General features: G+C 67.0%; 18 protein-coding genes. 8 read left to right on the top strand and 10 right to left on the bottom strand.

Translation table 11 applies throughout. From position 1 onward, the window contains the following. Nucleotides 1-63: 63 nt before the first annotated feature. From P24_RS06895 to hemC, 3 genes are read right to left on the bottom strand one after another with little or no spacing between them, the layout of a single operon-like run. Nucleotides 64-1,476, bottom strand: a complete 1,413-nt coding sequence (locus tag P24_RS06895) for a heme biosynthesis protein HemY (protein ID WP_008943978.1) — start codon at nucleotides 1,474-1,476, stop codon at nucleotides 64-66. Between the two features lie 10 nt (nucleotides 1,477-1,486). Next, nucleotides 1,487-3,586 carry a uroporphyrinogen-III synthase gene (locus P24_RS19130; protein WP_008943977.1) on the bottom strand — a complete coding sequence of 700 codons (2,100 nt, stop codon included), beginning with the start codon at nucleotides 3,584-3,586 and terminating at the stop codon, nucleotides 1,487-1,489. Next, nucleotides 3,586-4,530, bottom strand: a complete 945-nt coding sequence (gene hemC / locus P24_RS06885) for a hydroxymethylbilane synthase (protein ID WP_008943976.1) — start codon at nucleotides 4,528-4,530, stop codon at nucleotides 3,586-3,588. Before hemC ends, P24_RS19130 begins: the two co-directional genes overlap by 1 nt. Nucleotides 4,531-4,610: 80 nt before the next feature. On the opposite strand from hemC, the gene tsaD reads away from it, so the two are divergent. The 5 genes from tsaD to P24_RS06860 all read left to right on the top strand — a co-directional run bounded on the left by tsaD (nucleotide 4,611) and on the right by P24_RS06860 (nucleotide 7,976). Beyond that, a complete protein-coding gene (gene tsaD / locus P24_RS06880) occupies nucleotides 4,611-5,708 on the top strand; it encodes a tRNA (adenosine(37)-N6)-threonylcarbamoyltransferase complex transferase subunit TsaD (RefSeq protein ID WP_051013102.1) in 1,098 nt (365 codons plus the stop codon). 46 nt (nucleotides 5,709-5,754) lie between these two features. Further along, nucleotides 5,755-6,057 (top strand): YciI family protein, encoded by a 303-nt coding sequence (locus tag P24_RS06875; protein ID WP_008943974.1) that lies wholly within the window; start codon nucleotides 5,755-5,757, stop codon nucleotides 6,055-6,057. 4 nt (nucleotides 6,058-6,061) lie between these two features. Beyond that, entirely contained in the window at nucleotides 6,062-6,475 is a 414-nt protein-coding gene (locus tag P24_RS06870) for an EVE domain-containing protein (RefSeq protein ID WP_008943973.1), read from the top strand. Further along, on the top strand, nucleotides 6,472-6,795 hold the full coding sequence (locus P24_RS06865) for a Rieske (2Fe-2S) protein (RefSeq protein ID WP_008943972.1): 324 nt from the start codon (nucleotides 6,472-6,474) through the stop codon (nucleotides 6,793-6,795). The genes P24_RS06870 and P24_RS06865 overlap by 4 nt, the downstream gene beginning before the upstream one ends. Nucleotides 6,796-6,911: 116 nt before the next feature. Then, the gene (locus P24_RS06860; protein WP_008943971.1) at nucleotides 6,912-7,976 is read left to right on the top strand and encodes a COX15/CtaA family protein; all 1,065 of its coding nucleotides are present in this window, start codon (nucleotides 6,912-6,914) and stop codon (nucleotides 7,974-7,976) included. A 245-nt stretch (nucleotides 7,977-8,221) separates the two neighbouring features. Here the strand turns inward: P24_RS06860 and P24_RS06855 are convergent, their stop codons facing one another. After that, nucleotides 8,222-9,535, bottom strand: a complete 1,314-nt coding sequence (locus P24_RS06855) for an NAD(P)/FAD-dependent oxidoreductase (RefSeq protein ID WP_008943970.1) — start codon at nucleotides 9,533-9,535, stop codon at nucleotides 8,222-8,224. Between the two features lie 11 nt (nucleotides 9,536-9,546). Then, a complete protein-coding gene (locus P24_RS06850; protein WP_008943969.1) occupies nucleotides 9,547-10,407 on the bottom strand; it encodes a VOC family protein in 861 nt (286 codons plus the stop codon). Nucleotides 10,408-10,538: 131 nt separating this feature from the next. On the opposite strand from P24_RS06850, the gene P24_RS06845 reads away from it, so the two are divergent. Further along, nucleotides 10,539-11,321, top strand: a complete 783-nt coding sequence (locus P24_RS06845) for a hydroxypyruvate isomerase family protein (RefSeq protein WP_008943968.1) — start codon at nucleotides 10,539-10,541, stop codon at nucleotides 11,319-11,321. Between the two features lie 6 nt (nucleotides 11,322-11,327). On the opposite strand, the gene P24_RS19125 is transcribed toward P24_RS06845, so the two are convergent. Next, a complete protein-coding gene (locus tag P24_RS19125; protein WP_008943967.1) occupies nucleotides 11,328-11,741 on the bottom strand; it encodes a hypothetical protein in 414 nt (137 codons plus the stop codon). Nucleotides 11,742-11,751: 10 nt separating this feature from the next. Continuing rightward, nucleotides 11,752-12,081, bottom strand: coding sequence for an antibiotic biosynthesis monooxygenase family protein (locus P24_RS06835; protein WP_008943966.1), 330 nt, complete (start codon nucleotides 12,079-12,081; stop codon nucleotides 11,752-11,754). A 362-nt stretch (nucleotides 12,082-12,443) separates the two neighbouring features. Between P24_RS06835 and P24_RS06830 the strand changes: the two genes are divergently transcribed. Beyond that, complete coding sequence (locus P24_RS06830; protein WP_008943965.1) at nucleotides 12,444-13,193, top strand: DUF1194 domain-containing protein; 750 nt, start codon at nucleotides 12,444-12,446, stop codon at nucleotides 13,191-13,193. 3 nt (nucleotides 13,194-13,196) lie between these two features. On the opposite strand, the gene P24_RS06825 is transcribed toward P24_RS06830, so the two are convergent. The 3 genes from P24_RS06825 to P24_RS06815 are packed head-to-tail and all read right to left on the bottom strand — an operon-like array spanning nucleotide 13,197 to nucleotide 19,860. Continuing rightward, nucleotides 13,197-13,826, bottom strand: a complete 630-nt coding sequence (locus tag P24_RS06825) for a glutathione S-transferase family protein (protein ID WP_008943964.1) — start codon at nucleotides 13,824-13,826, stop codon at nucleotides 13,197-13,199. Beyond that, nucleotides 13,826-18,379: a glutamate synthase large subunit gene (gene gltB, locus P24_RS06820; protein WP_008943963.1), complete on the bottom strand. Its 4,554-nt coding sequence runs from the start codon at nucleotides 18,377-18,379 to the stop codon at nucleotides 13,826-13,828. The genes P24_RS06825 and gltB overlap by 1 nt, the downstream gene beginning before the upstream one ends. A gap of 14 nt (nucleotides 18,380-18,393) precedes the next feature. Further along, entirely contained in the window at nucleotides 18,394-19,860 is a 1,467-nt protein-coding gene (locus P24_RS06815) for an NAD(P)-dependent oxidoreductase (RefSeq protein ID WP_008943962.1), read from the bottom strand. A 378-nt stretch (nucleotides 19,861-20,238) separates the two neighbouring features. On the opposite strand from P24_RS06815, the gene P24_RS06810 reads away from it, so the two are divergent. Beyond that, nucleotides 20,239-21,036, top strand: coding sequence for an undecaprenyl-diphosphate phosphatase (locus P24_RS06810; RefSeq protein WP_008943961.1), 798 nt, complete (start codon nucleotides 20,239-20,241; stop codon nucleotides 21,034-21,036).

Below are 21,036 nucleotides of genomic sequence, written 5' to 3'. Positions count from 1 at the left end.
ACGGCGCGTCAATCCTGACACATAGAATCCAGGCGCGTCAGCCCAGGCGCGTCAGTGCGTGCGTCAATCCGGGCGGGGCGGCGTGACCTCGGGTGCTGCCTGCCGCGCGGCGGGCGGCAGGATGACCGGCGACGGGCGCTGGTCCGGTGCGGTTTCCCCATCAATCGCCGGCAGTGCCAGCGGCTCGGCGCGCGGCGGCAGGCGCCACTCCTGGCTGTCGAACGCGCCGCAATGGCCGCAGACCGCATGCCAGCGTTCGGCCTGTGCACCGCAATTGCCGCAGATCCAGACCGGATCGGCCGGGGCGGCGGCGGCCTTTGCTAGCCAGTCGCGCGTCTTTGCGACATCGCCATATTCGGATTCGACGACCGAGGCCATCAGCCGGTAGGCGTTCGCCGAGGCCCCGGCCACCATCGCCTTGTCGAGCTGGCCACGCGCCTCGCCCCAGAGCTGGGCGTCGAGCGCTGCCTTGGCGACGGCGACATGGCTGTCCACCGCCTGCGGGTTCAGGGCGGCCAGGGACTGGAAGCGGCGCATGCGCTGCAGGGCGCTTTCGCCCGGCCAGCAGCGCTCATACAGGGCGGCAAGGCCAGGGTGCGGACGCACCGCCCATACGCTCTCGACCAGCTTCGCCGCGCGCTTGTGCTTGCCGCCCTCGATCAGCAGACGCGCCTTCTCCAGCGCCGCCGGGACGAAATCGGCCTTGTGGCCCAGCGCCCGCTTGGCCCGGTCCAGCGCTTCCGCCGTATCGCCCTTGCCGGCGGCTTCCCGCGCGCGTTCGGTCTGCAGCGCCGCGCGGTGGCGGTTCGCCGCCTCGACGGACAGCAGCTTGCCCTGCGCCATCTCCTGCACGGTGGACAGCGCCTCGGTCCAGCGGGCGTCCTTCACCTGCAGGTCGAACAGGGTGCGCAGCACCCAGTCGGTCTGCGGCCGGATTTCGTGCGCCCGCTTCACCAGCGTCAGCGCCTTCGCGGAATCCTGCTTGCGCACGGCGGCGTTCAGCAAGCCGCGCAGCCCCAGAAATTCGGTTTCCGGGCGCTTCAGCATGGCGGTGAAATAGCGCTCGGCCGCATCGTCGTCGCCATTCAGCTGCGCCGCCTGGGCGGACAACAGCATGGTCAGCGGCGGGTCTTCCAGCAGAGAGTCGGCCTTGCGGGCCAGCCGCTTCGCCTCCTCCGGGTCACCGGCGGCGACCGCCACCATCCCCTGCGTCAGGGCGAGATAGCCCTGACGCCGCTTGCGTTCGTTGCGCGCCCGCATGAAGGTGAAGGGAGCCTTCAGCACCGAGCCATAGAAACGCACCAGCACATAGAGCAGCACGGCCAGCGCCAGCAGCATCAGGACGAGGATGCCGAAGGAGGTTTCCAGCCGGTAGCCCTGCCAATCGACACGCACCAGCCCCGGATGCTCGACCAGCCACACCGCCACCGCGACCAGCAGCGCCAGCTTCACGAAGAACAGGATTGCGCGGATCATCGGCGGCTACTCACGGCTTCGCCGCGGGCTGCGCCAGCCCGGCCAGCAGATGATCGCGCAAGCGCGTCAACGCCCTGTCCGCCGCCAGCCGCGCCTCGGCATCGGCGCGCCAGTCCGCCACCGCCGCCGCCGCGTCAGCCGGCAAGCCATCCAGTTCCGTAACCGCCGCCGCCAGATCGCCGGCACTCACCGCCGCCTCGGCCCGGGCAATGCGCGCCTCCGGCGTCTCGCCCTCGACCGAGCCGATCCGGCGCAGCGAGACGAGGCCGGCGATGCGGTTCAGCGTCTGGCCGACCACGCTGTCGCTCTCGCCGACACGCGCGGCGCGCACGGCTGCCCCCGCCACGTCGGGAAAGCGCTGACGCAGCGTTGCCAGCGTCGGCACGCCTCCGCCCGCACGCGGCTTCAGCTGTGCCGCAATCTCCGCCACCAGCGGGTCGGCATCGGCGGTACGCTGCAACGCCGCCAGCTCGATCTCGTAGGGCAGCCCCTGCTGCAGCGGCCCGGCAAGCTGTGCTGCCGCCAGCACCAGCGCCTCGCGTTGGCCGGCCCCGGCCTGGATCTCCGACAGTGACTGTTTCAGCGCCCCCAGATCCTCGCGCAGGCGGCTGACCTCCTGCGGATCGGTGCGCGGCATCTCGGCCTGCCGGGTTTCCAGGGCACTGACACGCCCGCGCAGCGCCTCGACATCCAGCCCGGCCTGTGCGTCAGTTAGCGCCCGCGCCTCGGCCTCCAGCTTCGTCAGCCGTTCGATGATCTCCGGGGAGGGCTGCGACGGCAAGGCCACGGCATTGCCGTTCCCCTCGCCAGCCAGCATCTCCCGCACCAGCCGGATTTCCTCCGACAGGGCGTTCTGCCGGTCCTCGACCTGCGTGATCCGGGCTTCCAGCGCCTGGCGCAGCGCATTCAGCGCGTCCGGTGCCGCGCCAGCATCCGGGCGCGGGGCGTTCTCCAGCGTCGCGACCCGGTCCGCCAGACTGGCAAGACGGCCATCCTCCGCCGTGGCCGGCGTCAGATCCGGCAGGATGATGCCGATCTGCGAGAGATAGGGCTGCACGGCGGGCCGCCACAGCGGCAGCGTGCCGAAGGCGACGACACCCAGCATAGCGATCGTCAGCACGCCATAGGCATAGAGCTTCGCCCGGCTGCGGCGCGGCTTGGTGGCAGGAGAAGAAGCGGCAGCGGAAGGGCTGCCCGGCTTCTGCGGGTCAGGCTTCTTCTCCTCCGGCTTGGCCCCTGCCGCACCGGCGGGTGAGGCTTTCGGCTCAGCCGGCTTCGCGGCGTCGGCTTTCGCGGACTCCGGCTTCGGTGCTGCCTTGTCCTTCTGGTTTTTATCCTGTTCGCTCATCGAACCATCCACCGGTTTCGCCTGGGCTTTTTCTATCTTGGTGGCCTTTTCCATCTGGGCCAGGGCCGCCAACATGCCCGGCAAATCGGGCGAAGCTGCGACGATGATATCGCGCCAGGGCAGGGTGCGGCAGGCATCCGCCGCCTTGTCGCTGATCGCGACCGCCACGACATCGCCAAGCTTCTCCGCCAGCCCCGCCGCGTTAACCAGCCTAACAAAGGTCTCCGCCGTGCGGGGAGAGAAAAACAGGACGGCATCCAGCCGCCCGCGCTTCAACTCGGCCAGTGCGCGCGGCGCCAGCGCCTCCGCCGGCCTTGCCTCATAGACCACCAGCCGGTGCGCCTCGAAGCCCGCCAGCCGCAACATGCCGGCCAGGTCGCCGGCCACCGTCTCGCCCGCGAGATGCAGCACCGGCCCGGCCTTGGGATCGAGCGTGCCGAGCGCCAGCGCGGTCAGCTCCTCAATGGCGCCATCGGCGCTATCCACGGCAGCGAAGCCCTGCACCCGCACCGCCTCTGCGGTAGCCTCGCCGACACACAGAACGCGGAGATCGCGGCGGCCCGTCACCGATGGCAGCCGCGCTGCCGCATTGGCGGAGGTGACGAGCAGCGCCTGCACATCCTCAATCGGCACCGGCAGGGGGCCGGGATCGCGCGGCACGATCTCCAGCAGCGGGGCGGTGACGCTGTCGATTCCGTCCTGTTTCAGGCGCTCCGCAAGCGCCGCTGACTCTGGCTCGGGCCGGGTCAGCAGGACCCGCATCAGCCCTGCCCCAGCAGCCGGAAGAATTCCGGCCCGGCCTCGCGCCGCAGCTGCAGCCCGACCTCGCGGCCAAGGGCCGCGGCATCGCCCGGCGCCCCGTCGAGCGCTGCATCATGGCGCTGCGTGCCGTCCGGCAGCACGACAAGCCCCTTCAGCGACAGGCTGCCGCCGGCCAGCACCGCATGGGCGGCGATCGGTGTGCGGCAGGAACCATCCAGCTCCGCCAGCATGGCGCGCTCCGCCGTCACCCGGATAGCGGACTCGCTGTGGTTCAGCGGCGCAAGCAGACCGGCGATCCGGTCGTCCGACTGCCGCCGCTCGATGCCGATGGCGCCTTGTGCAACGGCAGGCAGCATGACATCGGCCGGGATCGGCGTGGTGCCCGTCTGCTGGATCGCCAGCCGGTTCAGCCCGGCCATCGCCAGCAGCGTGGCATCGACATCGCCATTTTCCAGCTTGCGCAGGCGGGTGCCGACATTGCCCCGGAAACTGACCACCTTCAGGTCGGGCCGGCGGCTGAGAATCAGCGCCTGGCGGCGCAGCGAGGAGGTGCCGATGACGCTGCCCGCCGGCAGATCGTCGATGCCCGACGCCTTACCGGACAGGAAGGCATCGCGCGCATCCTCGCGCTCCAGAATGCAGTCGATGACAAGGCCATCCGGCAGCACCGTCGGCACATCCTTCATGGAGTGCACGGCGATATCGATGCTGCCGTCCAACAACCCCTCCTCGATCTCCTTGGTGAACAGACCCTTGCCGCCGATCTCCGCCAGCGGACGGTCCTGCACCCGGTCGCCGGTGGTGCTGATGACGACGATCTCCACCGCATCGGGATCGCGCAACGCCTCATGGGCGGCGGCGAGACGGGCTTTCACCTCGCTGGCCTGGGCCAGGGCGAGCTGGCTGCCGCGGGTGCCGATTCGGACGAGGCTTTTTTTCTTCATGGCAAATCCACAGATAGACGGTTCGCTGGCGGAAGGAAAGTCCGTTGGAGGCCACCGCCGCCTCCGCTATGGTGCGCGCCATGATCGTTCTGGGTATCGAGACAAGCTGCGATGAGACCGCCGCCGCCATCGTGACGGAGGATCGGCAAATTCTGTCCAATGTCGTGCTGTCGCAGCTCGACGAGCACCGGCCCTATGGCGGCGTGGTGCCGGAAATCGCCGCGCGCGCCCACCTCGACCATATCGACCGGCTGGTCAGCCAGGCGATGGAGGAAGCCCACCTGGGCTTCGCCGACCTGTCCGGCATCGCCGCGACCGGCGGACCGGGGCTGATCGGCGGCGTCATCGTCGGGGTGATGACGGCGAAATCCATCGCCGCCGTGCATGACCTGCCCTTCCTGGCGGTGAACCATCTGGAAGGCCACGCGCTGACGGCCCGGCTGACCGACGATGTCGCCTTTCCCTACCTGCTGCTGCTGGTGTCCGGCGGCCATTGCCAGCTGCTGCTGGTGGAGGGCGTCGGGCGCTATGCGCTGCTGGGCTCTACCATTGATGACGCTGTGGGCGAGGCTTTCGACAAGACCGCGAAGATGCTGGGCCTGCCTTACCCAGGCGGCCCGTCGCTGGAAAAGGCGGCACTGCAGGGCGACGCCACATGCCACGATTTGCCGCGCCCGATGCTGGGGCGGCCGGGCTGCGACTTCTCCTTCTCCGGCCTGAAGACTGCCGTGCGCCATATCGCCGAGGCGCTGCCGCGCCCGCTGCCGGTGCAGGAACAGGCCGACCTCGCCGCCAGCTTCCAGGCCGCCGCCGCCGCCAGCCTGGTGAACCGCTGCCGCAACGCGATGACGGCGCTGGCCGACAGCCATCCCGAGGTACGCACGCTGGTGGTGGCCGGCGGCGTTGCCTCCAACCAGACCATCCGCGCAGCGCTGACCGGCCTGTGCGCCGATCATGGCTACAGCTTTGTGGCCCCGCCGCCGCGCCTGTGCACCGACAATGCGGCGATGATCGCCTGGGCCGGCATCGAGCGGCTGCGCCTCGGCCTGACCGATGGGCTCGACTTCGCGCCGCGCCCGCGCTGGCCGCTGGACCCGGATGCGATATCGAAGCAGCCGCGTGCCACAGCGCGGCCGGTCAAGACGGCCCAAAGCGCGCCATTGGCAGCGCGGTCTTGACCGGCTAGCCTCTCGCCCGATTTATCTTTCCCGGAGGAGATACCCCATGCTGTTTTCCATCGTGTGCCAGGACAAGCCGAACAGCGTCGAGCTGCGCATGGCCACCCGCCCGACCCATCTGGAGTATCTGAAGGAGCGGGCCGACAAGATCCTGGTCGGCGGCCCGGTGCTGGGCGGCGGCGCCAATGGCGAAGAGCCGACCGGCAGCCACCTGATCGTCGAGATGCCGGACATCGAGGCAGCCCGTGCCTTCGCCGCCAACGACCCCTATGCGCTGGCCGGGCTGTTCGCGCATGTCGAGATCAAGCCCTGGCGCAAGGTGTTCTTCAACGCCGCCCTCGCGGAGTAAGCCGATGGCGCACTGGCTGATGAAATCGGAGCCCTTCAAATATTCCTGGGACCAGCTGGTGAAGGACGGGCGCACTCATTGGGACGGGGTGCGCAACTACCAGGCCGCCAACAATCTGAAGGCGATGAAGGTCGGCGACCTCGCCTTCTTCTACCATTCCAACGAGGGGGTGGAGATCGTCGGCATCGCAAAGATCGTGAAGGAATATTATCCGGACCCCAGCGACCCCGCCGGCAAGTTCGGCATGGTCGATGTGGCGCCGGTGAAGAAGCTGGTGAAGCCGGTGCCGCTGAAGGCCATCAAGGAAGATCCGCGCCTCACCGACATCGCGCTGGTGCGCCAGTCGCGCCTGTCGGTGCAGCCGGTCAGCGACGAACACTGGAATGTCCTGCTGGAGATGGGGGAGACCAGCCTGTGAGCGATCTTCTCTGCCAGCTGACGGATATTCCGGACGGCGATTCCAAGGGCCTGACGCTGGAGGACGGGCGGGATATCCTGCTCGTCCGCCAGGGCGGCGCGGTCTTCGGCTATGTGAATGTCTGCCCGCATCTGTTCACACCGCTGGAAATGATGCCCGACGATTTCATCGACGATAGCGGCCAGTTCATCATCTGCGCGACCCATGGCGCGCTGTTCAAGATCGAGGATGGCGAATGCGTCGCCGGACCGTGCCAGGGCGAGAGCCTGACCCGCGTGCCGCTGGCCATCGAGGACGGGGCGGTGAAGCTGGCCTCCTGAGGCCCCACCCAAAGGTCGAGGGGGCCAATGGTCGCAGGGGTTTGACGGGAAGCGCCGGGCGCGACACATTCCGTCCCGACCAGAGCCCTATCGTCCAGCCAGGGATGCCGCGCCCGATGACCGCCGCCGCCGACACCGCTTTCGCGCCTGACCGCACCGCGCATCGCCGCCAGATTGGCCGCTGGCTGCTGGTCTGTTCGGCCGCCATCTTCGTCATGGTGGTGATCGGCGGCATCACGCGGCTGACCGAATCCGGCCTGTCGATGGTGGAATGGCGCGCCTTCCTGGACGCCGTGCCGCCGATGAGCGAGGCCGCCTGGCAGCGGCTGTTCGACCTGTACCGCGAGACGCCGGAGTTCCAGCACAAGAACTTCTGGATGACCCTGTCCGACTTCCAGACGATCTTCTGGTGGGAATATATCCACCGGCTGTGGGGACGCGGGCTGGGATTGCTGTTCCTCATCCCCTTCCTCTGGTTCCTGGTGAAGGGCCGCATCGAGCGCCCGCTGCTGCCGGCGCTGCTGCTGATGTTCGCCCTCGGCGCGGTACAGGGCGGCATCGGCTGGTGGATGGTGAAGAGCGGGCTGGTGGACCAGCCGGATGTCAGCCACTACCGGCTGGCGGTGCATCTGACCGTCGCCTTCATCCTGCATGGCGTGGTGCTGTGGACCGCGCTGGACCTGATCCGCGGACGGATCGGCGCGGAAACACACTCCGCAACCGCCGTGCCCCTCGCCGGCTGGTCGCTGGCGCTGGCCCTATGGATCCTGTTCGTCGTGGTGACCGGGGCCTTCGTCGCCGGCACCGATGCGGGCCGCGCCTACAATAGCTTCCCGCTTATGGACGGGCATCTGGTGCCGGAAGCCTATGGCGTGCTGACGCCCTACTGGATGAACCTGCTGGAGAATACGGCGGCGATCCAGTTCAACCACCGGCTGGTGGCGACGCTGACGCTGCTGGCCGCGCTGGCGCTGTGGTGGAAGCTGCGCCGCCATGCCGATCCTGCCGTGCGGCTGCCGGCCAACCTGCTGGCGCTGGCGGTGGTTGGGCAGTATCTGCTGGGCATCATGACGCTGCTGGCGCATGTGCCGGTGTCGCTGGGGGCCGCGCATCAGGGCGGCGCCTTCCTGCTGTTCACCGCCGCGCTATGGACCGCGCATGCGGTCAGGCGGTCGCGCTGATTTCCTCTTGCTGAGCAAGCATTCAAGAAGAGTTGGCAAGTAGAGCTGGGCCTATTCCCCTTCACTCCACCCGTCACCCCCGCACTTGTTGCGGGGGTCCAGACCTCCGTTTGCTGGATATCTGTCGAGTGGGCTGAACCCTGGATGCCCGGCACAAGGCCGGGAATGACGTCGGAAAGAAGCGGCACCTTGGGCAATCGCAAATTCTTCGCCATCAACGGAAGGGAAGAGGTAAACCTCCCCCGTTAAACCTCCCGTCGGTCCTTCCAGCGGTACCAGGCGAGCGCCGACTGGGCGACCCGGCGGGCCACGGCGTGGAAGGCGATGGGCTGCGGCGCTGTCACCGGCAGCGGCAGGCTGGCACGGTCGTCGCCCAGCACCAGCCCGGCCAGCACCCCGCCCATGGCGGTGGAGAGCGCCACGCCGCGCCCGTTGCAGCCGATGAAGGAATAGAGACCCGGCCCCAGCTCGAACAGGCGCGGATAGCGGTCCATTGTCACCGCAAAATGGCCGTGCCAGACATGCTCCATCCGGATGCCCGCCAGCTGCGGGAACAGCCAGGCGAGCCGTTCCGGCAGCATGCGTTCCAGCCGCTCCGTGCTGGAGAAGGGCAGGATCAAATTGCCGCCGGTAACCAGACGCCCCAACGCATCGAAGCGGAAGAAATAGAGGTCGCCGCGCGTGTCGGACACCGCCTGGTTGCCGGGCACGATGCCGGCGCGCTGATTCTCGCCGATGGGGATGGTTGCCGCCTGATAATTACGGAACGGCACGAAGGAGCGCACCAGCGGCGGCCAGAGGTCGCGGCTGTAGCCCGCCGTCGCCAGCACCACCGACCCTGCCGTCACGATCCCGCCCGGCGTGGTCACGCGCCAGCCGTCGTGATGGCGTTCCAGCCCGGTCGCCGGGCTCATCCGGTGCACCGCAACGCCTGCCGCAAGCGCGGCGCGCGCCAGCCCGCGCGCATAGCCCAGCGGGTTGATATGGCCGCCGGTCGTATTGCCCCAGCCGCCTTCATAATGCGGGCTGCCGACCAGCTTCCCGATGGCGTCGCGGTCATACAGCGCGACCGGCGCGCCCAGCGCCTCCCACTCGCGGAAGCGCTTCTCGCTGATCTTCATGCGGCCCGGCGTGTGCGCCGGCTGCACCCAGCCATTCTGCACCGCCTCGCACGCGATGCCGTGGCGGCGGATCATGTCGAAGGTGAGCGATGCCGAATCGCGGATCATCGCAGCGTAGAGCGCCCCGCGATCCGGCCCGTATTCACGCAGCATGTCGGTCGGGTCGGGCCGGGTCATCGCCGGGATGACCTGCCCGTTATTGCGGCCGGACGCCCCCCAGCCCGGTTCCGCCGCCTCCAGCACGACAATGGACAGCGACGGGTCGCGCTCTTTCAGATGCACCGCGGTGGACAGGCCGGTATAGCCGCCGCCGATGATGCAGACATCGGCGCGCACATCGCCCTGCAGGACCGTTGTATCCGGCGCGGGTACGGCGGTTTTCGCCCACAGCGAGGGCGGCAGTACGGGCCGGCGGTCGATCCCCAGTTCCAGCGCCATATCCCCTACCCTCAGGCCGGCATTTCGAATTGCAGCGTCACGCCGCAGGCGCGTTCCGGCGGCAGATAGGCGCGGCCATCGGCGCTGCGCTCGAAGCCGATACCCTGCTTGCGAAACCAGCCGGCGCTGGCCATCGTGTCACGCAGCCTGAGCGAGAAGCCGGCAACATAGGGCAGTGCCGGCTTCACCAGCGAGGCCTTCGGGAAGCGCTTCAGGAAGGCATCCGGCGTCATCACCATCATGGTCGCGGTGCCGGTCTCGATCACGCGGGCATGCGGGCTGTTGCCCATGGCGCGGGTGTTGAACATGCGCTCCTGCGCGGCGACGACGGCGGAGGGGTCGGGGGCGACCACGATCACCTCGGAGATCGCCTTCGCGCCATTCGGATGCCCCTGATATTCCGGCAGCCAGACCAGTTCCGGCGTATGGTGCTGACACAGGAATTCGCGCAGGCCCGGCGTGGCGGCATGGTCGATATGCAGCACCGTGAAGGAGGCATCCTTCACCCCGTCCGGCCGCTCGACGGGGCGGGAGAATTCGCTGACATCGCCGGGGTTCAGCCCGGCGGCCCGCAGCGCCACCGCCGCCCCCTTCGAATCCGTGCTGCGCAGTGCCACCGCGCCGACACCCTGCCGGACTTCCAGCAGCCCGGCCCAGCGGTTCGGCACGCTGCTCTCCGGGTCGATGGCGAGCAGCTCCAGATAGTCGTTTTCCAGCATCAGGCAGTGATTGACCGAACCCAGCTTGGTATGCCGCCCCATCGGCGTCGGCCGGAAGCCCAGCCCCTCATAGGTCGTGCGGGCCTGCTTCAGATCGCGCACCGCGATCAGGATATGGTCGATGCCGGTAACGGGCCAGACGGGCGCGGACATGGGTAACTCCCTTGCGGCATTTCTGCTTTTCGGCTGGCAGCTTAGCGGAGGGAGGAAGCGCCCGGCAATGGCGGGCTGGAAGCCCTGGAGCAGCCCGCCTATGCTGACCCGCCCCTGCGATGAGGAGAGCCATGCCCCGTTTCGACGCCAATCTCGATTATCTGTTCCTGGAGCAGGACGGCCTGCCTTCCCGCATCGCGGCGGCGGCGAAGGCCGGCTTCAGGGGGGTGGAGATGCTGCGCCCCTACGCCACGCCCGCCGCCGAAGTGAAGGCAGCGCTGGCATCGGCAGGCGTGGAGGCGGTTCTGATCAACAGCCCGACCGACCCGGAGAAAGGCACGATGGGCCATGCCGCCCTCCCCGGCAATGAGGCGGTGTTCGAGGCGGAGATCGCGCAGGCGCTGGATTATGCCGCCGCCATCGGGGCGGGGCGAATCCATGTGCTGTCCGGCCGCATCGACCCCGACAGCGCACCGGCGCGCGACACGCTGATCGCCAATCTGAAGCGCGCCGCGCCGGAGGCGGAGAAGCGCGGCATCACGCTGCTGATCGAACCGCTGAACGGGCGCGACCAGCCGGGCTATTTCCTGAACCGCGCCGAACAGGGGGCGGAGATCGTGGCGGCCATCGGCCATGCGGCCGTGCGCCTGCAATTCGACTGCTACCACACGCAGGTGCAGCAGGGCGATGTGCTGCGCCGGCTGGAAGGCGTGCTCGACCTCGTCGGCCATATCCAGATCGCCGGGCCGCCGGCGCGGGTGTCGCCGGACCAGGGCGAGGTGAATTACCCCTGGCTGCTGGCGGAAATCGACGCACTTGGCTATGGCGGCTGGATCGGCTTCGAATATCGCTGCCCGGAGGGCACGGCGGCGGGGCTTGCCTGGGCCGCGCCCTACGGTATCCGCGCCGGCTGAGACAGCCTATCGTTGCAGGGGATCGTTCTGTCTCGGGCGGTTCGGGTCCGGCTTATAGTAATAGACCTCGCAGCTGGTCGTGCCGTCATTGCGGAAGAAATAATCCGCCTCCCGCTCGGCGCGGCCCTCGGGGTCGTACAGGTTCCAGCCTGTCCCCTTGGCCACCCCCAAAACGGTATTGCCGTTGCGGCCGATGAATTCCAGCACCCGCGCATGCTTGCGGACCTGGTTGAACCTCCCGGCGGCGCACAGGGTGGAATGCATTTCCGACAGCCGCCCGACCTGCCAGTAGGGTGCTGTGGAGCGCAGCAGCACATTGCTGCCGGTATCGTACACCGGCGGCCTCGGCTCGCGCTGCTGTGCGACCGCCATGCCGGCGGACAGCGCAAGCGTAAGAAGGGCGGCGGCGACAATCCTCATCAAGGGCTCCTTACGGCATCGTCACGCGGGGCCGGCCGGCGGCCATGTCATAGTCGCGGAACACGCCGGCGACACGGATGCGGTAATCGGTGAACAGCAGCTCGATCCCTTCCTGCTGTGCCTTCTTGTGATTGGCCACCTTATACCACGCCTCGACCGCCTGCTCATCGCGCCAGGTGGACAGCGACAGATACTTGTTCTCGGTGACCAGGCTCTTGAAGCGTTCCACCGAGATGAAACCGTCCACCTGATCCAGCTCGCGGCGCAGGCTGGCGGCAATCTCGAAATAGCGGTCGCCCTTCGCCGGGTCGAGATACACCTCGAACAGTACCACCACCATATCGCGCCTCTCCCGTTTTGCCTGGCCCCGGTTTCTTACCGCCGGATATAGGCCTCCCAAAGCGCAAGGTCAAAGCATGGTGCTCGACCTCCTTTCGCAGGTCCGATGCAGAGAGACCGCGCCTTACCGTCCGTCACCCCCGCATTTATTGCGGGGGGTCCAGGCTTCCGCTTACTGGATCGTCGGTCGAGTGGGCTGAACCCTGGGTTCCCGGGACAAGCCCGGGAATGACGGTCGGAGTGGATAAACGCCAATCACCACGCAAGGTAACGCCAGTGAGCCTCTTGACCCGCCCCGGCCCCGCGCCATCTGCTAATATGCACGCCATCATTCTTCGGGACATGCAGAGGGGGAGATGCCGCATGATCCGCTTTGCCCGACGGACCTTCCTCGCCCTGCTGGCCCTTATCTGCCTCCTCGCCGCCCCGCCAGCATCGACACCAGCGCGCGCTGATAATCTGGATCTGCTGCTGGTGCTGGCCGCCGACGGCTCCGGCTCCATTGATGAGGACGAGTTCAAGCTGCAGCGCGAGGGCTATGCCGCCGCAATCAGCGATCCGCGCGTCGTGCAGGCGATCCAGTCCGGCTATGGCGGCGCGATTGCCGTCGCCCTCATCGAATGGGGCGCACCAACCTCCCAACACATCATCGTGGAATGGACGGTGATCCGGGATCAGGCCAGCGCCGATGGATTCGCCGCCGCCATCCTGGCCGCCCCGCGCAAGGCCTTCGGCTATAACTCGATCTCCAACGCCATCGCCTATTCCGCGACGCTGATGCGCGAAAGCGGGCTGAAGGCGCCGCGCAAGGTGATCGATGTCTCGGGCGACGGGCCGCAGATCGGCGGCATGCCGCTGGAGCGAATCCGTAACGAGGCCATCGACGAGGACATCACCATCAACGCGCTGGCGATCAACAACAAGGACGGCATGCTGCGCGGTCCCGGCGGCATGCCGCTGGACGAGCATTACCGGCGCGACGTGATCGGCGGCTTCGGCGCCTTCGTGGAAGTGGCGGAAAGCCGCGCCGACCTGAACCGCGCGCTGCTGAAGAAGCTGATCCGGGAAATCGCCGATGCCCGCCCCACCGGCCGGACGCTGGCCGAACGCTAGACTTCAGCCCAGCCGTTCCGGCACATAGCCCTCCGGCAGCATCGGCACATGGCCGTGATCGCTGGCGATACGGTCGAGCCAGAGCCCGATGGCGGGATAGCGCGACAAGGTGAAACCGCCATCCTCCGCCGCGTGGGTATAGGCGTAGAGCGCGATGTCGGCGATGGTCATGGAATTGCCGACGAAGTAGGAGCGGCTGAGCAGGTGCCGTTCCATCACTTCCAGCGCCGCCTCGCCGCGTTCCCGCTTGTCCGGCTCCTGCTGCCGGCGGGCCGCGTCCATCGGCCCGTGCCGGTACCAGAAGCGCAGCACGGCGAGATAGGGCTCGTGGCTGTACTGCTCGAAGAACATCCAGTGCAGCACCTGGGCGCGCGCCAGCCGGTCTTCCGGCCAGAAGCGCGTTCCCTCCGCAAGGTAAAAGAGGATGGCGTTCGACTCGGCGATAACCGTACCATCCTCCAGTTCCAGCGCGGGGATGCGGCCGTTCGGGTTCTTCGCCAGGAAGTCCTTCGTACGGCTCGCCCCCTTCAGAATGTCCAGCTCGACCAGCTCATAGGCCAGCCCCAGCTTGGCCAGCAAAAGCCGGACCTTATAGCCGTTGCCGGAATCGAGATAGTCGTACAGCCGGAGCATCAGGCCCGCAGTTCCGCCGGCTCGGCCGAGAGCGGCTGCGGCAGCTTGTTCAACATCTCCTTCGGCACGACCTGCCAGAAGGTGCCGGCTTCCAGCTTCCAGTCGATCAGCAGGCGCTGCGCGAAAGCGGAATGTGTCTCCTCCGCATGGCGGCGGATCAGCGACTGCAGCACCTCCGTCCAGTAGGGCGACTCCAGACGCTGCCAGATGACCGTCTCCGGATTCACCCGGCGCTCGAAGGAACCGTCGCTGTCATGGATGAAGGCCATGCCCCCGGTCATGCCGGCGGCGAAATTGTCGCCTACCGGCCCCAGGATGGCGACGGTGCCGCCGGTCATGTACTCACAGCCGTTCGAGCCGCAGCCCTCGACCACCGCCTCGGCGCCGGAATTGCGCACGGCAAAGCGCTCGCCCGCCTGGCCGGCGGCGAACAGCGTGCCCGCCGTCGCCCCGTACAGCACGGTGTTGCCGATAATCGTGTTCTCGTTGGTCACCAGCGGGCTGGAGGTCATCGGCCGCACCACGATGGCGCCGCCCGACAGCCCCTTGCCGACATAGTCGTTGGCGTCGCCGAACACTTCCATCTTGATGCCCTGCACGGCGAAGGCGCCCAGCGACTGGCCGGCCGAACCGCGCAGGCGGACCGTCAGGTGGCCGGGCTGCAGCCCCGTCATCCCGTATTTGCGCACAATGTGGCTGGACAGCCGCGTGCCGATGGCACGCATCGTGTTCGAGATGTTGTAGGTCAGCTGCATCTTCTCGCCGTCCTTCAGGAACGGCTTGGCATCGGCCAGCATCTTGGCGTCCAGCGTGTCGGGCACCTCGTTGCGGCCTTCCAGCGTGCAGTAGCGCGGATAATCGCCGGGGTCGGCCTGCGCCAGGATGGCGTTCAGGTCCAGCGCGTCCACGTCGGACGAGCCGCGATTGACCTGGGCCAGCAAGTCGGACCGGCCAACGATGTCGTTCAGCGTGTTCACACCCAGCGAGGCGAGGATTTCGCGCACTTCCTCGGCGACGAAGCTGAACAGGTTCACCACCTTCTCCGGCGTGCCCTCGAACTTGGCGCGCAGCTCCTCATCCTGCGAGCAGATGCCGACCGGACAGGTGTTGGAGTGGCACTGCCGCACCATCAGGCAGCCCATCGCCACCAGCGAGGCGGTGCCGAGGCCGAATTCCTCCGCCCCCAGCATCGCAGCGATGACCACGTCGCGACCGGTCTTGATGCCGCCATCGACGCGCAGCGTCACGCGGTGGCGCAGCCGATTCAGCGTCAGCACCTGGTGCACCTCCGACAGCCCCATCTCCCAGGGGATGCCGGCATATTTGATGGAGGTCTGCGGGCTGGCGCCAGTGCCGCCGGAATGGCCCGAGATCAGGATCGTGTCAGCCTTCGCCTTGGCCACGCCGGCGGCGATGGTGCCGATGCCGCTGCGCGCCACCAGCTTCACGCACACCTTGGCCTCGGGGTTGATCTGCTTCAGGTCGTAGATCAGCTGCGCCAGATCCTCGATCGAGTAGATGTCGTGATGCGGCGGCGGGCTGATCAGCGTCACGCCGGGCGTGGAGTGGCGCAGCCGGGCGATCAGGCCGGTGACCTTCATGCCGGGCAGCTGGCCGCCCTCGCCGGGCTTTGCGCCCTGCGCCATCTTGATCTCGATCTCGCGGCAATTGTTGAGGTACTCCGCCGTCACACCAAAGCGGCCAGAAGCGATCTGCTTGATCGCGGAACTGGGATTGTCGCCGTTCGGCCGTGGCTTGTAGCGTGCCGGGTCCTCGCCGCCCTCGCCGGAATCGGACTTGGCGCCGATCCGGTTCATGGCAATGGACAGGGTCTCGTGCGCCTCCGGCGAGAGCGCGCCCAGCGAGATGCCGGGGGCAACCAGTCGCTTGCGGATTTCGGTGATGGAATCGACTTCCTCGACCGGGATCGCCTCCTTCTGCGGGCGGAAATCCAGCAGGTCGCGCAGGCTGACCGCCGGCATCTGCCGCACCGTCTCGGCATACTTCCGGTAGGTCGAGTAGCTGTCATTGTCGCAGGCGTGCTGCAGCATATGGATCAGCGAGCCCTCGAAGGCATGCGTCTCGCCGCGCTGGCGGAAGCGGTAGAAACCGCCGACCGGCAGGGCGGTGAAGTCCTCGGCATAACCGCGCCCGTGCTGTGCCAGCACCTGACGCTGGATGCCGGGCAGGCCGATGCCGGAAATGCGGCTGGGCATGCCGGGGAAGAATTCGGCGACCAGCGCGCGCGACAGGCCGATGGCCTCGAAATGATAGCCGCCGCGATAGCTGGACAGCACCGAGATGCCCATCTTGGACATGATCTTCAGCAGGCCCTCGTCCAGCGCCTTCTTGTAGCGCCGCACGCATTCCTCAAGGCTCATGCCCGGGAACAGGCCGCGGGCATGGCGGCCGGCAATGGCCTCCTGCGCCAGATAGGCGTTCACCGTGGTGGCGCCGACGCCGATCAGCACCGCGACGTAATGCACGTCCAGGCATTCGCCGGAGCGGACATTCAGCGAGGTGAAGGTGCGCAGATTCTGCCGCACCAGATGGCTGTGCACGGCACCGACGGCTAGGATCATCGGGATCGCCGCACGATCCTCGTTCATCGCCTCGTCGGACAGGATCACATGGGCGCAGCCGCCGCGCACCGCCTCCTCCGCCTCACGGCGGATGCGAGTGATGGCCTGGCGCAGCGCTTCCTCACCATCCTCACCGGCATCGAAGGTGCAGTCGATATCGACCGCCATGTCGCCCATGTAGGCGCGCATCGCCTCGAACTCGGCGCTGGACAGCACCGGGCTTTCCAGCAGCAGGTGCTGGCACTGCGTCGGGTCCTCGTCGAGGATGTTGCCAAGATTGCCCAGGCGGGTCTTCAGCGTCATCACCCGGCGTTCGCGCAAAGAATCGATCGGCGGGTTGGTGACCTGGCTGAAATTCTGCCGGAAGAAATGGTGCAGCCCGCGATAGGTCTGCGACAGCACGGCGACCGGCGTGTCGTCGCCCATCGAGCCGACAGCCTCCTTCGCGTCCTCGACCATCGGCTGCAGGATCAGTTCCAAATCCTCCAGCGACCAGCCATAGGCCACCTCGCGGCGGCGCAGCTCCTCGCGCGACAGGTAGGCCGGCTCGCTCTGGTCGCCGCGGATCAGCTTGTCCAGCTTCACCGAGCCGGCAATCCAGTCGCCGAACGGGCGCTTGCCGGCCAGATGATCCTTCAGCGGCCCGTCATGGAACACCCGGCCGGTGGCCAGATCGACGCCGATCATCTCGCCGGGATCGAGCCGGCCCTTCTCCAGGACGCGGCTTTCATCGACCTTCACCATGCCTGTCTCGGAGCCGGCGATCAGCAGCTTGTCGCCAGTGACGGTGTAGCGCATCGGGCGCAGGCCGTTGCGGTCCATGCCGCCGATCACCCAGTCGCCAAAGCAGGCGGCAATCGCCGCAGGGCCGTCCCACGGCTCCATGACCGAGTTGCAGTAGGCGTACATGTCCTTCACCGCCTGCGGCAGGTCGGTATGTTCGCCCCAGGCTTCCGGCATCATCATGGTCTTCACCATCGGCAGCTCGCGGCCGCCCTGGCACAGCAGCTCGAACACCGCGTCGAGTGCTGCCGAGTCGGAACTACCGGACTGGATGACCGGCTTCAGATCCTCGCCATGGTCGCCGAAGGCCGGCGCGGCCATGCGCGTCTCATGCGACATCATCCAGTTGATGTTGCCCTTCACCGTGTTGATCTCGCCATTATGCGCCAACACGCGGAACGGCTGGGCCAGGCGCCAGGTCGGGAAGGTGTTGGTGGAATAGCGCTGGTGATAGATCGCGAAGCGCGAGACGAAGCGCTCGTCCAGCAGGTCGGGATAGAAGATCGTCAGCTGCTCCGCCAGGAACATGCCCTTGTAGATGATCGAGCGGCAGGACAGCGAGCAGATGTAGAATTCGGTGATGTGCGCGTCCAGCACCCGCTTCTCGATGCGCCGGCGGATGATGTAGAGGTCACGCTCGAAAGTCGTCTCCGGCACGCCCTTGGAGTTGCAGATCATGATCTGCTCGATCTCCGGGCGGGTCGCGTTCGCCTTGTCGCCGATCACCTCGATGCTGATCGGCACCTGGCGCCAGCCATAGATGGTATAGCCGAAATTCAGGATCTCGGTCTCGACGATGGAGCGGCAGGTCTCCTGCTGGTCGAAGCTGGTACGCGGCAGGAACACCTGGCCGACCGCCATGCGCGTGCTGTCGGTCCTGAAGCCCAGACGCTCGACGACTTCGCGGAAGAAATCCTGCGGAATCTCGATGTGGATGCCGGCGCCGTCGCCGGTCTTGCCATCGGCATCGACAGCACCACGGTGCCACACCGCCTTCAGCGCGTTGATGCCGGCCTCGACCACGTCGCGGCGGGCGGTCGCATCCAGCGAGGCGACGAACCCGACGCCGCAGGCATCATGCTCGTCAGCCGGATCATACAGGCCGGTCTCGGCCAGGATTTCGGCGTTGCGGCGATATTCGGAAACGAACTGCTGCCCGCTGTCCTGCGTGATCTTCTCGATACCCATTATCCGGCCCTCCCTCAGGATGCCATGGCGAGCGACTTGCCGCCCGCGCTCTTCTCGGTTTCCGCACCGGCCTTGGCCTGGACATAGCGGTGGATGCTTTCCGCCACATCCCGGCCATCGCGCACCGCCCACACCACCAGCGAGGCCCCGCGCACGATGTCGCCGGCAGCGAACACGCCGTCCAGCTTGCTCATCATGGTGCGGTGATTGACCTTCACCGTGCCCCAGCGCGTCACTTCCAGCCCCGGCTCGCCGAACAAGGCCGGCAGGTCTTCCGGGTCGAAGCCCAGCGCCTTGATGACGAGGTCGGCCGGATGAGTCTCCGACGAACCTTCGATCGGCTGCGGCGTCTGCCGGCCGGTGGCATCCGGCACGCCCAGATGCATGCGGATGGCGCGCACGCCGGTGACAGTGTCGTCGCCGATGAAGGCCTCAGGCGCCGACAGCCAGACGAACTCCACACCCTCTTCCTCGGCGTGATGCACCTCACGCTGGCTGCCCGGCATATTCGCCTTGTCGCGGCGATAGAGGCACTTCACCGACGTGGCCCCCTGGCGGATGGCGGTGCGCACGCAGTCCATCGCGGTGTCGCCGCCGCCGATCACCACGACATTCTTGCCAGCCGCATTCAGAGAGCCATCGTCATAGGCCGGCACCTCGTCGCCCAGCCCCTTGCGGTTGGAGGCGACCAGATAATCCAGCGCCGGCACGATGTTGCCCAGCCCCACGCCCGGCAGCTTGATGTCGCGCGCCTTATAGACGCCGGTGGCAATCAGCACCGCGTCATGGCGCTCGCGCAGCTCGTCCATCGTGACGTCGCGGCCAATATCGCAGTTGAAGTGATAGATGATGCCGGCATCCTGCAGCAGCTTGGTGCGGCGCTCGACCACTTCCTTTTCCAGCTTGAAGCCGGGAATGCCGTAGATCATCAACCCGCCGCCACGGTCATAGCGGTCGTAGATATGTACCTGGTAGCCCTTCTTGCGCAGCTGCTCCGCCGCCGCCATGCCCGCCGGGCCGGCGCCGATGATGCCGACCGACTGCTCCAGCTCGCGGCGCGGCTTCGGTACCTTCACCCAGCCCTTCTCCCAGGCGGTGTCGGTGATGTACTTCTCGACCGAGCCGATGGTGACCGACTCGAAGCCCTTCTCGATGACGCAATTGCCCTCGCACAGCCGGTCCTGCGGGCAGATGCGGCCGCAGATTTCCGGCATGTTGTTGGTCGCCGAGGAAACCTCATAGGCCTCCTCAAGGCGCCCTTCGGCGGTCAGCATCAGCCAGTCGGGGATGTTGTTCTGCAAGGGGCAGTGGACCTGGCAGAAGGGCACGCCGCACTGCGAGCAGCGCGCGGCCTGCTCGGCGGCATGTTTCGGCTCGAAGCGGGAATAGATTTCCTGGAAATCCTGCCGGCGCGTCTCGACACCCCGCTTTTCGGGCATGTTCTGCGGCACGGTGACGAACTTCAGCATCTTGCTTGCCATCGGGCTGGCTCCCTATTGCTTCATTTCCGGCGCGCGCTGCCCCCGTTGCACATCTTCCGGTCCGTTTTGGGGCCGGAAGGGCGCGCGCACCTCCGCCGGCCTGCTCGCGGAGGCCGTCCGGAGGACTGCTATACGCATGAAACCCGCATATGGCGAGTAAAAAATCAGGATTAGGGCCGAATTGTTACCTATGTAACAGGAATTTCATTCTTTCCCGATCAGAGCGGATTCTGATCCGGCGAAGGTCATTTGTAAATAGGTCGCACAAGTGACCTATTTTGACGATGGGGGGCGCCTTCGCAAAATGCTATACAGACAGCCGCTTGAGGGCCGCGGCAGGCTGGCCGCGCCTCCTCTCCTCGCCTGCATGGTGCTGTCTTGCCGCTGCTTCATCTGATAGTTCTCGCCCTGGTGCAGGGCATTACCGAATTCCTGCCGATCAGCTCCTCCGCGCATCTGATTCTGGTGCCCTATGTCACCGGCTGGCAGGATCAGGGCCCGTTGCTCGATGTGGCGGTGCATGTCGGCACGCTGCTGGCGGTGCTGATCTATTTCTGGCGCGATGTCTGGGAGATGCTGCGCGGCCTGATGCTGGCGCTGCGCGGCAAGCGCTCGCCGGGGCAGCGGATGATCGTGCATCTGGTGATCGCCACCATCCCCGCCATCCTGGCTGGCTATCTGCTGCACAAATATGCCGGCGACGCGCTGCGCAGCGTGGCGATCATTGCCTGGGCGACCATCGGCTTCGGCGTGCTGCTCTATGTCGCGGACAAGATCGGCATGACGGTCCGCCGCATCGAACACATGAACATCGGCACCGCCCTGCTGCTGGGCCTCGCGCAAGTGCTGGCCTTCATCCCCGGCACCAGCCGGTCGGGCATCACCATGACGGCGGCCCGCTTCCTGGGCTATGAGCGCGCCGACACGGCGCGTTTTTCCATGCTGATGTCGATTCCGGTGATCGCCGGCGCCGGGCTGCTGGGCGCGCTCGACCTTGTCGAGGCAGGCGATGTGCGGCTGACCGAGGATGCGCTGATCGGCGCCGGCCTCGCCTTCATCTCGGCGCTGATCGCGATTGCCCTGATGATGCGCTGGCTGCGCCGGGCGAGCTTCACGCCCTTCGTGATCTACCGGATGCTGCTGGGTGCGGCCCTGCTGGCGCTGATCTATCTCTGA

This window comes from Oceanibaculum indicum P24 (assembly GCF_000299935.1).
Taxonomy (GTDB): domain Bacteria; phylum Pseudomonadota; class Alphaproteobacteria; order Oceanibaculales; family Oceanibaculaceae; genus Oceanibaculum; species Oceanibaculum indicum.
This window is presented reverse-complemented; position numbering and strand designations above follow the sequence as displayed.